Raw genomic sequence first — 12663 nt, 5'->3', positions numbered from 1 at the left:
GGGCGCTGCACCCGCGGGTAGTCGGCGTCGTTCATGCCCAGCAGGCAGACATGGCGGAAGGGGATGGCGCGCATCGGCATCAGGGTGGCGATGTTCACCGCCCCGGCCAGGAAGCGCTGGGAGAGGCTCGCCTCGTCCACCTGGGCGAGCCAATGCTCGCGCACCACCGAGAGCGGCAGGGGCTCGGTGAGCCCGGCCTCCTCGGCGCTCTCCTGCCAGGCGTCCAGCGCCTGCTCGAGCCGGGTCAGCGCCATCAGGTCCTGGTCGGATTCGGCCAGGAAGCAGGCCGCCAGCAGCTCGCGCAGGCGCTCGCCCCAGGTGGCTACGTCGCAGGGCTCGGCGAGCGTCTGCCACTGGGCCTCCAGGGTGTCGATCAGGCTGACCAGGGGGCCGGCCAGCGCCGCCTCCAGCCCGCCGATGTCGTCATAGGGCTCCACCCCCTGCCAGGGGCCGTCGGCGGCGTCGCCCACCGCATAGCCCAGCAGCAGCCGGCGCAGGCCGAAGGCCCAGGTGTTGGCGGCCATGCCGCCCGGCAGGTCGAGGCTCTGGCGCTGGCGGGCGTCGAGCCCCCAGCGGATGCCGGCGCCCTCGATCCAGCGGCGCAGGGTGGGCAGGCCGCTCTCGGGGATGCCGAAGCGTGCGCGCACCGCCGGCACCTCCAGCAGGTCGAGCAGGTCGCTCACCGAGAGGCGCAGTTCCGGCAGGCGCAGCAGCGACTCCAGCGCGATCAGCAGCGGCAGGCGGTGGCGGCTGGCCTGGTCGGAGAGGGTGAAGGGGATATGGCGCGGATCGTCGGGGTCGAGGCGGCCGAACACCGCCTGCACCGCAGCGGCGTACTGGTCCACGTCGGGCACCATCACCAGGATATCGCGGGGCCGGAGGGTCGGGTCCTCGCTGAAGGCAGCGAGCAGCTGGTCGTGGAGGATCTCCACCTCGCGCAGGGCGCTGTGGGCCACCTGGAAGCGCAGCGAGCGGTCGCGGGCCGGGTCCACGGCGGGCCAGGTGGCGCGGGTCTCGGCCAGCGGGCGCAGCTCCAGGATATCGTCCTGCAGCTGACGCAGCAGGCTGGGCTCGGCGTTGTGGTGGAGAGGGGAGTCGAAGAGGTCGATGCGCAGCGCCTCGCCCTCGAAGAGGTCGCGGTAGGCCTGCTGCTCGTCGAACTCGTCCAGCAGGCGCAGGTAGTCGCGGCCCTGCTTGCCCCAGGCGGCCAGCAGCGGCTGGGCGTGGAGGTGAAGCTCGGTCTCGGCGAGATCCGCCGGCATGCCGGGACGGCGCCGCTGGCGCTTCCTTTCGGCCCTGAGAAGATCCTTGTGCTCGATGATATCCGCCCAGTAGTGGCGGCAGGGGTTGTGCACGCAGAGCAGCACCTGGCTGACCCGCGCCACGGCGGCCAGCGCCTCCAGGGTCTGGGCGGGCAGCGAGGAGATGCCGAAGACGATCACCCGGCGCGGCAGCCCAGGCGGGCGGTTCGTTGCATCGAGCTCCCGGCAGGCCGCGAGGAAACGTCGGTGCACCGCGGCGCGGCTGGAGGCGAGGCCCGCCTCGCCCAGGTCCGCGGCGATGTCCTCGCGCAGCACCCGCCACAGCTCCGCCTGCCAGCGCTGGGCCTCGGCCAGGGGGCGTGCCTCGCCGCGGGCGGTGATCAGCACGTCCTCGCCCGCCGCCCAGGCGTCTAGCCAGTCGGCGCGGTAGACCTGGTACTGGTCGAAGAGGTCGGCCAGGCGCTCGGCCAGCTGGTGGCGCTTGCGCAGGTCGTCGTCACCTTCCAGGAAGCGTGCCAGGGGGGCGAAGACGGGGGCGTCCAGCAGGGCGGGCAGCAGGCGCATCAGCCGCCACACCAGCCGCGGCTTGTCGAAGGGCGAGACCGGCGGCACCGCGTCCTCGCCCTCCCGTTGAGAGAGCACGCTGCGGTAGGCCTGCCACAGGAAGCGCGCCGGCAGGGTGACGTCGAGCGCCGCGGCGATGCCGGCGCCGCCGTCGGCCTCGTTCTCGGCCAGGGCCAGCTTGAGCCACTGGCTGATGCCATTGCTCTGCACCAGGATCGTCTCGTTCTCCAGCGGCGAGAGCGGATGGCGGCGCAGCCACTCCACCGCCAGGCCGCGCAGCGCCTCCAGGCGGTTGCCGTGAACGACCATAAAGCCGGGCTGCAGGGCGGCGTCGTGGGTGGTCAGGGTCATGGCGGTTCCTTCGCATCGACACCGAGGGGCTCCGCCTATGGTGCCACAGCGCGGCGCGCCTGGCTCACCCCAGTTCGAAGGGGACCTCGCCCGCCTCATGGGCCAGTAGCCACTGCTTGCGGCCGATGCCACCGGCGTAACCGGTCAGGCGGCCGTCGCTGCCGATCACCCGATGGCAGGGCACCACGATGGCGATGGGGTTCCTGCCATTGGCGGCTCCCACCGCGCGCTGGCCTCCCCTGCAGTGCAGCTGCTCGGCGATCTCGGCATAGCAGCGGGTCTCGCCATAGGGGATGGTGGCGAGTGCCGCCCAGACCCGGCGCTGGAAGTCGGTGCCGTCGGGCGCCAGCGGCAGCTCGAAGGTGTGGCGGGTGCCGGCGAAGTAGTCGGCCAGCTGGGCCCGTGCCAGGTCGGTCAGCCCGCTGGGGTGCGGCGTCGCCTCCCGGGCGGTGACGAAGTCGATCTCGGTGATGGCCGAGTCGCTGGCGCAGATGCGAATCAGCCCCAGGGCATCGGCGGCGGGAGGGCGGTAGTAGTCGAGTGCCTCAGCGGTCATGGTCTTGGCTCCATGGTTCGTGGCTCGGGATCTTGCGACCAGAGTTGCAGGGTCAGATAGCTGCGCCAGGGGGAGGCGGCGGCCGGATCGCTCCCGGCCAGCAGCGGCAGGGCACGGCGCAGGCCGGCGTCTCCCGCGAGCCAGATGTCGGGGTGGGCGGTGCCGCGCAGGGCGGCATAGCGGGCGGTCCAGGGACCGATTCCCTTGAGCACCGTCCAGGTGCCGGGGTCATCGCCGGCTTCGCCACGAGCATACCAGGCGGCAAAGCGTCGCAGGGTCGCGCGTCGTGCCTCGGGCATGCCGAGGTCGTCCAGGTCGTCGGTGGCAATGGCGGCAGGGTCCGGGAAGTGGTAGTGCCCTTCACGGGTCGGTTCGCCCAGCCTCGTGACCAGGCCCTCGACCAGGCGCCGAGCGGCCGCCACCGTGATCTGCTGGCCGAGGATCGCCCGCACGCCGGCCTCGAAGGGGCTCCAGGTGCCCGGCAGGCGCAGTCCCTGGATCAGGGGTAGCCCGGGCAGCGTATGGGCCAGGTGCGCCTCGATGGTGGCGGTATCGGCATCCAGGTCGAGCAGGCGGCGAATCCGCCGCACCACCGGTGCCAGGCGAGCCGGAACGTCGGTGACCAGCCTGACCCGGAACGCGTGGCGCTGGGGGTGGTGCTCCGCGGTGAAATGACCGCGGGCCTCGCCCCAGCAGAAGGTTCGGCCGTAGTGATGCTCGCCGAGCCACTCCAGGCCGGGGATGGCGCGGGCGGCATGGAAGGCGCGCAGGGCCTCCCAGGCATAGGGCGGGCGATAGGCGAGCCACAGGCAGAGGTCGCCGCGCGGATTGCCGCGCCCGCGGCGGATCTCCCGGGGAGCGAGGCCCACCCGATCCTTGAAGCTGGCGTTGAAGCGTCGCAGGCTGCCGAAGCCGCTGGCGTAGGCCACCTCGGCGATGGGCAGGTCGCTGTCGTGGAGCAGCTGCTTGGCGAACAGGCACTGGCGATGCAGGGCGTAGGCCTTGGGCGAGACCCCGATACTGGCCTGGAACAGCCGGCGCAGGTAGCGCTCGCCGATGCCCAGGCGCTCGCACAGCCGGGCTAGCGAGCCGCTTTCCAGGGCGCCTTCGTCGATCAGTCGCAGCGCGCGTTCCAGGGTGGTGTGGCTGCCTCGCCAGGCCGGTGAGTCCGGGGCGCTGTCGGGGCGACAGCGCAGGCAGGGGCGAAAGCCGGCCTCGGCGGCGGCGAGCGCACTCTCGAAGTAGCGCACGTTGCGCTCCCGCGGCGGTGTGGCCGGGCAGATCGGCCGGCAGTAGATGCCCGTGGTGGTGACCGCGGTGACGAAGCAGCCATCGAAGCGGGCATCGCGGGCCAGCCGGGCGCTGCGGCAGACGGTGGGGTCGAGCATGGTGGATAACTCGGCGCCAGAGAGGGAATGCCTTCAGTGTATCCTGCCCGCGCGTCGCGACTCGCCGGAATCGGCCCTGGTGCCGGCCGGGCGTCGGCAGCTCGGGCGATAGCGGGTACCATGGAGCCCTGCCCGTCACCCAGAGGAGCGCATTCCCCATGAGCGACTACCTGCTCGAAGACCAGTCACTGAGTCCCGGCAAGATCTACCGCCTGCTCTCGGGGAGCATCTGCCCGCGGCCCATCGCCTGGGTCTCGACCCTGGACGGACGGGGCAACGCCAACCTGGCGCCCTTCTCCTTCTTCAACGTGGTGAGCGTCAATCCGCCGGTGCTGGGCTTCTCGCCGCTGCTCGACGGCGACGCCAACCCCAAGGACACCATCCACAACCTGGGCGAGGTGCCGGAGTGCGTGGTGCATATCAGCGGCGAGGGGCTGGTGACGGAGATGAACGCCACCAGCGCGGGGCTCGAACACGGCGAGGACGAGTTCGTTCATGCTGGGCTCGAGAAGGTCGCCATGGCGGGCGTCTCGGTGCCGCGGGTGGCGGGCGCCCCGGTGGCCTTCGGCTGCCGGCTGCGTGAGATCATTCGCTTCGGCGACCAGCCGCTGGCCGGCAACCTGGTGCTCGCCGAGGTGGTCTCGATCCATATCGACGACACCCTCTGGAATGGCCGCCACGTGGATGCCGAGGGGCTGCGGCCGATCGGGCGCATGGCGGGCAACGACTACGCCCGCTGCACCGACCTCTTCGAGGTGGAGCGCCCGGCCTCGGGCAGCGCCATGAGTCGCCAGGAGCGGAATGGTTGAAGTGCGCTGCCAGTTTCTGCCCTGCTGCGCCCCGGTCATCGACCGGGGGGCCGTCGTCAAGCGGCTTCCACTTCCCACCCCTTGCAGGCGAGAAGCACCGTGCGGGGCACTTCGCGCTCGCCGCTGGAGTAGTAGGCCACCATGCGCCGCGAGATCCCGAGGGCTTGCGCTGTGGCGCTCAACGACAGCCCATGGCGCGCACGCCAGGTAATGAATGCCAGGGTATCGGTACGGCCGCGCGCCTCCAGAGTGAGCCGCCAGAGGCTGTCGGCGCCCAGCTCGATTTCGCCCGGCCAGACGATGGAGTGGCCCCAGTCGCCTACCTCTGCCTGGGTGAACAAGGCGGCGTCTTGCAGGGGGGCGTAAGCCTGTTGGCACAGCACGTGGGAGAGGTCGAGCTCCACCTGCCCGCCCTCGGACCAGGTGATGACCAGGGTATTCGGCGGCTTGGCTTTTACATCATTGATAGTGCGTAGCTTTTCCATAGTTCACCCATTCAGCCTGTGCCATTCGGCGCTCAACTCAGCCTGATGTTCGCGCGCCCACTGCGTGGCTTCCTTCAGCACGCGGGTGGGCACCCTGCCGATGATCACCTGCAGCGTGTCGATAGCGACACTACAACGATAACCCGGTCCCTCGATGTGGAAGTGAGGCACGCCGTGCTCGTTGCCATAGACGGCGATCTTCCAGCTGTGGGTGCGCATCATCGTTGTCATGGCGTTGCCCACTGGCGCCGGTCATCGGATATGGTAATGACTTTGGTGCAACTGTTGCACTATTTCAAGGGCTGCCAGGTTCCGTATGGCGTCTTCTTGGAGCTCGATGTCCTTGTTGTGTCCTCTCTGCAACGGGAAGCACGAGTATTGGCGGTCTCTTCCCTGGTGGGCGGCACCCGATGCCGCCCACCAGGGGGCAGCGCGCTGTTCAGAGGGTGGCGGCAACGGCCTGGCGTATAGTGATACCTCCCGAGGCGCACGCTGTATATTGATCATTCAATAAGCAGCCTTCTCCAGAGACGAAGGCACAAAGCTGTCGATCGCTTTCGCCCATGCCGCCAAACCGCTTCGGACGCCGGGGCGAAACGGTCACTCCCTGCCGGCCCGCTCCGCCGTCAGCAGGTGGTCGGAAAGCTCGGATCCCGATTGCCTAATGGCGACGAGCGGCCGGGTGGCGCATCCTCAAGGGCTACGACCCGCACCACTCAGGAGACGCCATGACCGCCCCGACGTCACGCCAGCTGCCGCTGGCCGGCCTCAAGGTCCTCGAGCTCGGCCAGCTGATCGCCGGCCCCTTCGCCACCAAGCTGCTGGGCGAGTTCGGCGCCGACGTGATCAAGATCGAGCCCCCCGGCACCGGCGACCCCCTTCGCAAGTGGCGAATCATCGAGGACGGTACCTCGCTGTGGTGGCATGTGCAGAGCCGCACCAAGCGCTCCATGACCCTGGACCTGCGCAGCGAGGAGGGCCAGGCGATGGTCCGGCGGCTGGCCGCCGAGGCCGACGTGCTGGTGGAAAACTTCCGCCCCGGCACCCTGGAGGGCTGGGGGCTGGGCTACGCGGCCCTGGCCGAACTCAACCCCGGGTTGATCATGGTGCGGGTCTCCGGCTACGGCCAGAGCGGCCCTTACCGCGACAAGCCGGGCTTCGGGGTGATCGGTGAGGCCATGGGCGGGCTGCGCTACCTGACCGGCCAGCCCGGCGAGCCTTCGGTGCGGGTCGGGGTGAGCATCGGCGATTCGCTCTCCGCCCTCTATGCGGTGATCGGCACCCTGCTGGCGCTGCAGGAGCGCCACCGCAGCGGCCTGGGCCAGGAGATCGACGTGGCCCTCTACGAGTCGGTGTTCGCCATGATGGAGAGCCTGCTGCCCGAGTACGATGCCACCGGCCAGATCCGCGAACCCGGCGGCAGCGCCCTGCCGGGCATCACGCCCTCGAACGCCTACCGCACCCGCGACGGCGACTTCGTGCTGATCGCCGGCAACGGCGACAGCATCTTCAAGCGCCTGATGGGGGTGATCGGCCGTCCCGACCTGGCCGATGATCCCGCCCTGGCCCACAACGACGGCCGCGCCCGCCACGCCGAGGCGATCGATGCCGCCATCGAGGCCTGGTCCCGTGAACGCAGCCGCGAGGCGATCCTCGCCGAGCTGGACGCCGCCCGGGTCCCGGCCGGCTACCCCTACACCGCCGCCGACATCGCCAGCGATCCCCACTACCTGGCCCGGGAGATGATCCAGACCATCACCCGGCCCGACGGCAAGCCGCTGAAGGTCCCGGGGGTGCTGCCGCGGCTCAGCGCCACGCCGGGCCGGCTGGGGGAGGGTGGCCCGGCGCTGGGCCAGCACACCGAGGCGGTGCTCGACGAGCTGGGCATCGACGAGGCGACCCGCACCAGGCTGCGCGATGCCGGCATCATCTGACCCCTTGACTCCCAGGGCATCCGCCATGACCCCGCTTGAGATCAACGAGGTGGCGCCCCGCTGAGAGGCCCGGCCGGAGGCGCCGCCGGCCCATGGCGCCACCTGCCGCGGCTCAGCGGTAGGTGGCGTCGTACTGCCGGCGCAGTTCGTTCTTCTGCACCTTGCCCATGGTGTTGCGGGGCAGGGTGTCGACGAAGAACACGCGCTTGGGCTGCTTGTACTTCGCCAGCCGGCCCGCCAGATGGGCGAGCACCCCGGCCTCGTCGATCTGCGCCCCCGGCTGAGGCACCACCACGGCGGTGACGCCCTCGCCCAGGTCGGGGTGGGGCAGGCCAATCACCGCCGACTCCTGCACGCCGTCGAGCTCGTCGATCAGTTGCTCGACCTCCTTGGGATAGACGTTGTAGCCCCCCGAGATCACCAGGTCCTTGTCTCGGCCGACGATCTGCACATAGCCCTGATCGTCGACCATGGCCAGGTCGCCGGTGATGAAGAAGCCATCCTCGAGCAGCTCCTCGCGGGTCTTCTCGGGCATCCGCCAGTAGCCGATGAAGACGTTGGGCCCGCGGATCTGCAGCATGCCGATCTCGCCGGCGGGCACCTCGGCGCCGGTCTCGCGGTCGGTGATGCGGTACTCCACGCCGGGCAGCGGCATGCCCACGGTGCCGGCGCGGCGCTCGCCCTCATAGGGGTTGGAGAGGTTCATGTTGGTCTCGGTCATGCCGTAGCGCTCGAGGATGGCGTGACCGCTCTTCGCCTCGAACTCGCGGTGGGTCTCGGCGGTGAGCGGCGCCGAGCCGGAGACGAACAGGCGCATCCGGGCGGTGGCCTCCGGCGTCAGGCGCGGGTCGGCCGCCAGGCGGGTGTAGAAGGTGGGCACGCCCATCAGCACCGTTCCGCGGGCCATCTCCTCGAAGATCACGTCGGCGTCGAACTTCGGCAGGAACAGCATGCTGGCGCCTGTCATCAGGGTGACGTTGCAGGCCACGAAGAGGCCATGGGTGTGGAAGATCGGCAGGGCGTGGATCAGCCGGTCCTCGGCGCTGAAGCGCCAGGCCTCGGCCAGGGTCTCGGCGTTGGAGCCGAGGTTGCGATGGGTGAGCATGGCCCCCTTGGAGCGCCCGGTGGTGCCGGAGGTGTAGAGGATCGCCGCCAGGTCGCGCTCGCCGAGGGCCACGATGTCCTCGCGCGGCGTGGCGGTGGCGGCCTTCTCCATCAGTCTGCCGTCGGCGGCAGTGCCCAGGGTCTCAACGGCGGGGCAGCCGGTCTCGGCGGCGAGGCGGCGCGCCTCCTCGAGGCCTTGAGGGCGGCAGACGAACAGCGCCGGCTCGGCGTCGGCGAGGAAGTAGCGGATCTCCTCCCCCGTGTAGCCGGTGTTGAGGGGCAAGTAGACGGCGCCCATGCGCAGGCAGGCCAGGTAGAGCAGGATCGCCTCCGGGCTCTTGTCGACCTGCACGGCGACCCGGTCGCCCTGCGTCACGCCGAGCTCGGTCAGCGCCCCGGCCAGCCGGGCGCTCTCGCCGAGGGCATCGGCGTAGGAATAGCGGCGCCCCTCGCGGGTGGTGATGAAGTCGGCGTCATCGCGCTCGCGCATGCGCGCGGCAAAGGTCTCGAAGAGATTGTGGGACATGGCTCGTCTCGCGCTGTGAACGGGTAAGGCCCATCCTAACGGGACCTTGGCGCCGATGCATGGCTGCCATCAACTCCCTGCCTGCGGTACTCGCGTCAGCCCGATGATCACTAGGCCCCGCCGCCGTGAAGGTGACCGAGACGGCCGGGCGACGATCTTCTCGTAGACCGCCAGGACCTTGGCGAGCCGCTCCGGCTCGTTGGCCGGCCAGTCCTTCTGGGGCGCCAGGCGGATACGCGCGCCGCTGGCCCCGCCGCGCATGTCCGAGCCGCGGAAGGTGCGCGCGCTGTCCCAGGCGGTGGCTACCATCTCGGCGATGGAGAGGCCGCTCGCGGCGATCCTGGCCTTGACCGCATCCACGTCATAGCCGGTGGTGCCGGCCGGCACCGGATCCTGCCAGATCAGGTCCTCGTCGGGCACTTCCGGGCCCAGGTAACGGGCCTTGGGCCCCATGTCGCGGTGGGTCAGCTTGAACCAGGCGCGGGCGAAGGCGTCGGCGAACTCCTCGGGGTTCTTGTGGAAGTGCTCGGCGATCTTGCGATACGCCGGATCCTCGCGCATGGCGATATCGGCGGTGGTCATCATCAGCCCGGCGCGCTGGTTGGGGTCTTCCGCATCCGGGGCATGGTCCTTGCCCGCCAGATTCTTCGGTACCCACTGCTGGGCACCCGCCGGGCTCTTGGCGAGCTCCCACTCGTAGCCGAACAGCACATCGAAGTAGCTCATGTCCCACCGGGTGGGGGTCGGAGTCCAGGCGCCCTCGAGCCCGCTGGTGATGGTGTCACGGCCCTTGCCGCTGCCGAAGCTGCTCTTCCAGCCCAGGCCCATCTGTTCCAGGGGCGCGGCCTCCGGTTCGGGGCCCACCAGGGCAGCATCGCCGGCGCCATGGGTCTTGCCGAAGGTGTGGCCGCCGGCGGTCAGGGCCACCGTCTCGTAGTCGTTCATCGCCATGCGGGCGAAGGTCTCGCGGACATCCCGACCCGACGCGAGTGGGTCGGGGTTGCCGTCGGGGCCCTCCGGGTTGACGTAGATCAGGCCCATCTGCACGGCGGCCAGCGGCCTCTCCAGATCCCGATCGCCGCTGTAGCGCTGGTTGCCAAGCCACTCGTCCTCGGCCCCCCAGTAGATGTCCTCTTCCGGGGCGTAGATGTCCCCGCGGCCGCCGCCGAAGCCGAAGGTCTTGAAGCCCATCGACTCCAGGGCGACGTTACCGGCGAGGATATAGAGGTCGGCCCAGGAGAGCTTGTTGCCGTACTTCTGCTTGACCGGCCACAACAGGCGACGCGCCTTGTCCAGGCTGGCGTTGTCGGGCCAGCTGTTGATGGGGGCGAAGCGCTGGTTGCCGGTGTTGGTGCCGCCGCGGCCATCGGCGGTGCGGTAGGTGCCGGCGGAGTGCCAGGCCATGCGAATCATGAAGGGGCCGTAGTGACCATAGTCGGCCGGCCACCACTCCTTGGAGTCGGTCATCAGGGCGGTGAGGTCCTGCTTGACCGCCGCCAGGTCGAGTTTCTTGAACTCCTCGGCGTAGTTGAAGGCTTCGCCCAGGGGATTGGATGCCGGCGGATGCCGAGCGTCATCAGATAGGTGCCGCCGTAAAACGCCAGCAGCAGCAGGATGACGGTCAGGGTCGAGCATTGATAAAGCTCGTTGTTCAAGAGCAGTCCCTCTGTAGGTGGAACGGAGGCGTCCCGGGCACTCCGGACGGGCCGGAATGCCGAACGCGGCGATGATGCTGAGGAAGGTCTGGGTCACGACGGCCCGACAACAGCCGCGGGCCGGGCAGAGCACTGCCGGCACCGGGTTCGGCGCTGCGTCAGGTGCTATCAGTCAGGCACGACAACAGGATGCCGTGGACAGGCACTACCCCGCAGGTGGGAGGTCAGGCGGCGGCCGGCGCGGCATGCACCGGCCCTCATCGGCGCAGTGGCGCGACATGGATTCCTTCTCTCTCGATGGCGTCGTCGACGGTCAGTCGGTCAGTCGAAGGGTACGGCGATCCAGTCTTCGAATCGGGCAAGACCAGGGTGGTCGGGCGCGGCGGCCGCGACCGTCAGGGATCAGTGTTTTATAGGCGTTTCGACTGATCCGGGGGCCCCATACCCTAACCACCCGATATTCAAAAGTCCAATCTGCTCCGATTCGGGGGGAAAATGTCTCCAGCTTCGCCGAAAAGCCGCTCGCCAAGCGGAACGCACGCCAGCTGACGCTCAGCGCCCGGCGATCATGCTGCCCGCCACCACCAGCAGCGCCGCCACCGGCAGGCGCCAGTCCGGCGCGGCGAGGCCGGCCAGCACCAGGAAGAGCGTGGCCAGCACCGGCACGCCGTGGGCCAGGTTGCCGTGCCGATGGCCCCGGGGATCGCGCAGGGCGCGGTCCCAGGCCAGCATGGCCAGGCCATAGGGCCCGAGGCCCAGGGCCGCGCAGATCAGCAGGACCTCCGCGGCGGGCAGGGTGGCGGTGCCTTCCAGCACCAAGCTGGCGCCGCCGACGAGCACGCAGGCGACCAGCAGCAGATGCGGCATCCGCTCGCCCAGGCGCCAGGCGGGAGCCTGGCAGGCCAGGGAGTAGAGCGCCCAGCACAGCGCCCCCGCGAGCGCCGGCTCGCCAGCAGGAAGAGCACCGGCCAGGTGTAGAGGATCAGCGCCGCCTCCGCGGCGGGCGCCCAGGTGAAGGCGGCGAAGCAGGCCGCCACCGCCCCGCCGATCAGCAGCGGCACGCCCAGGTAGACCAGCCCTCCCTGCAGGGCGGAGAGCGGGCATCGCGAGGCCGCCGGCGCCGCGCCATGGGCAGGGTGCCCAGCGCCCCGGCCAGCAGCGCCAGGGCCGAGAGGCGCAGCGGCGGCAGCGCTTCCGCCTGGGCGGCCAGCAGCGGCACCAGCGCCCAGAGCAGTACCGCCAGGGCGGCCGCGGCGGCCCCCAGCCGGGGAGAGGGAGACAGGTGGGCTCGTCCGAGCTGCATGGTGGCCTCCTGGAGTGACGAGGTGGAGATGGCGCCGCCATGCTAGCCGTTGCATACTCATCAAGATAACGATCTTTCTTGAAACTACCCATCAAGGAACTTGATGATTCCATGCGCGCCCCAACCCTCGACCTGAGCCTGCTGCGCACCCTGGTGGCCGTGGCCGATACCGGCAGCGTCACCGCCGCCGCCCGGCGCCTGGCCTACACCCAGTCCGCGGTCAGCATGCAGCTCTCGCGCCTGGAGCAGTCGCTGGGCACGGCGCTGCACGAGCGGGTGGGGCGAGGCCTTCGCTTTACCGCCGAGGGAGAGCGGCTGCTGGGCCATGCCCGGCGGCTGCTGGCGCTCAACGACGAGGCCCTGGCCGACATGCGCACCCGGCGCGTCACCGGCGAGCTCAACCTGGGCATTCCCGAGGACTATGCCAGCCTGCTCACCGCGGTGTTCTCCTGGTTTCACCAGCTCTATCCGGAGGTGGGCCTGCAGGTGACCTGCGGCACCAGTGCCGACCTGGTGGAACGGGTGCGCGCCGACGAGCTGGACCTGGCGCTGGTGACCCGCCAGCGCCGCTCGCCGGGGGGCGAGGTGATCCGTCGCGAGCCGCTGGTCTGGGCGGTGGGGCTGGAGCGCCAGCCGTCGCTGGCCGACCCGCTGCCGCTGGCCCTCTACTCGCCGGGGGCGGACCTGTTCCGCGCGGTGGCCGAAGCCGCCCTGGCCGCGGCGGGG

Annotated in this window: 11 protein-coding genes and 1 pseudogene; 3 read left to right on the top strand and 9 right to left on the bottom strand. The window is 70.2% G+C overall.

Annotated elements, in window-relative coordinates:
• The 3 genes from recC to J5F18_RS18295 all read right to left on the bottom strand — a co-directional run.
• The coding region (gene recC / locus J5F18_RS18305; RefSeq protein WP_346302266.1) for an exodeoxyribonuclease V subunit gamma at positions 1-2177 on the bottom strand (2177 nt) is incomplete at its 3' end.
• Positions 2178-2241: 64 nt separating this feature from the next.
• Positions 2242-2733, bottom strand: coding sequence for a methylated-DNA--[protein]-cysteine S-methyltransferase (locus tag J5F18_RS18300; RefSeq protein ID WP_346299955.1), 492 nt, complete (start codon positions 2731-2733; stop codon positions 2242-2244).
• Positions 2730-4121, bottom strand: coding sequence for an AlkA N-terminal domain-containing protein (locus J5F18_RS18295; RefSeq protein WP_346299954.1), 1392 nt, complete (start codon positions 4119-4121; stop codon positions 2730-2732). The genes J5F18_RS18300 and J5F18_RS18295 overlap by 4 nt, the downstream gene beginning before the upstream one ends.
• 158 nt (positions 4122-4279) lie before the next feature.
• On the opposite strand from J5F18_RS18295, the gene J5F18_RS18290 reads away from it, so the two are divergent.
• Complete coding sequence (locus J5F18_RS18290) at positions 4280-4930, top strand: flavin reductase family protein (RefSeq protein WP_346299953.1); 651 nt, start codon at positions 4280-4282, stop codon at positions 4928-4930.
• A gap of 56 nt (positions 4931-4986) precedes the next feature.
• On the opposite strand, the gene J5F18_RS18285 is transcribed toward J5F18_RS18290, so the two are convergent.
• Together J5F18_RS18285 and J5F18_RS18280 are read right to left on the bottom strand one after the other, a co-directional pair.
• A complete protein-coding gene (locus tag J5F18_RS18285; protein ID WP_346299952.1) occupies positions 4987-5415 on the bottom strand; it encodes a DUF2442 domain-containing protein in 429 nt (142 codons plus the stop codon).
• Between the two features lie 3 nt (positions 5416-5418).
• Positions 5419-5646, bottom strand: coding sequence for a DUF4160 domain-containing protein (locus tag J5F18_RS18280; RefSeq protein WP_346299951.1), 228 nt, complete (start codon positions 5644-5646; stop codon positions 5419-5421).
• Positions 5647-6143: 497 nt separating this feature from the next.
• Here J5F18_RS18280 and J5F18_RS18275 point away from each other — a divergent pair, with 497 nt between their 5' ends.
• Positions 6144-7349, top strand: coding sequence for a CoA transferase (locus tag J5F18_RS18275; protein ID WP_346299950.1), 1206 nt, complete (start codon positions 6144-6146; stop codon positions 7347-7349).
• 112 nt (positions 7350-7461) lie between these two features.
• Here J5F18_RS18275 and J5F18_RS18270 read toward each other — a convergent pair whose 3' ends face one another.
• From J5F18_RS18270 to J5F18_RS18255, 4 genes and pseudogenes are all read right to left on the bottom strand, one after another.
• On the bottom strand, positions 7462-8979 hold the full coding sequence (locus tag J5F18_RS18270) for a malonyl-CoA synthase (RefSeq protein WP_346299949.1): 1518 nt from the start codon (positions 8977-8979) through the stop codon (positions 7462-7464).
• Between the two features lie 171 nt (positions 8980-9150).
• Positions 9151-10533: pseudogene (gene katG / locus J5F18_RS18265) on the bottom strand (catalase/peroxidase HPI); the annotation flags it as partial.
• A gap of 653 nt (positions 10534-11186) precedes the next feature.
• Positions 11187-11501, bottom strand: coding sequence for a hypothetical protein (locus tag J5F18_RS18260; RefSeq protein ID WP_346299948.1), 315 nt, complete (start codon positions 11499-11501; stop codon positions 11187-11189).
• Positions 11502-11682: 181 nt separating this feature from the next.
• Positions 11683-11937: a hypothetical protein gene (locus J5F18_RS18255; RefSeq protein WP_346299947.1), complete on the bottom strand. Its 255-nt coding sequence runs from the start codon at positions 11935-11937 to the stop codon at positions 11683-11685.
• Between the two features lie 111 nt (positions 11938-12048).
• Here J5F18_RS18255 and J5F18_RS18250 point away from each other — a divergent pair.
• Positions 12049-12663: LysR family transcriptional regulator (locus tag J5F18_RS18250; RefSeq protein WP_346299946.1), on the top strand; the 615-nt coding region annotated here is incomplete at its 3' end.

It is taken from the genome of Halomonas sp. BM-2019 (assembly GCF_017584085.1).
Note: the sequence above shows the minus strand (reverse complement) of the source record. Positions and strands in the feature narration are given on the sequence as shown.

Excerpts from the sequence above, each read along its gene's own strand:
- J5F18_RS18300 (WP_346299955.1), bottom strand. The coding sequence starts at position 2,733 with ATGACCGCTGAGGCACTCGACTACTACCGCCCTCCCGCCGCCGATGCC.
- J5F18_RS18295 (WP_346299954.1), bottom strand. The coding sequence starts at position 4,121 with ATGCTCGACCCCACCGTCTGCCGCAGCGCCCGGCTGGCCCGCGATGCC.
- J5F18_RS18290 (WP_346299953.1), top strand. The coding sequence starts at position 4,280 with ATGAGCGACTACCTGCTCGAAGACCAGTCACTGAGTCCCGGCAAGATC.
- J5F18_RS18285 (WP_346299952.1), bottom strand. The coding sequence starts at position 5,415 with ATGGAAAAGCTACGCACTATCAATGATGTAAAAGCCAAGCCGCCGAAT.
- J5F18_RS18280 (WP_346299951.1), bottom strand. The coding sequence starts at position 5,646 with ATGACAACGATGATGCGCACCCACAGCTGGAAGATCGCCGTCTATGGC.
- J5F18_RS18275 (WP_346299950.1), top strand. The coding sequence starts at position 6,144 with ATGACCGCCCCGACGTCACGCCAGCTGCCGCTGGCCGGCCTCAAGGTC.
- J5F18_RS18270 (WP_346299949.1), bottom strand. The coding sequence starts at position 8,979 with ATGTCCCACAATCTCTTCGAGACCTTTGCCGCGCGCATGCGCGAGCGC.
- J5F18_RS18260 (WP_346299948.1), bottom strand. The coding sequence starts at position 11,501 with ATGCCGCATCTGCTGCTGGTCGCCTGCGTGCTCGTCGGCGGCGCCAGC.
- J5F18_RS18255 (WP_346299947.1), bottom strand. The coding sequence starts at position 11,937 with ATGCAGCTCGGACGAGCCCACCTGTCTCCCTCTCCCCGGCTGGGGGCC.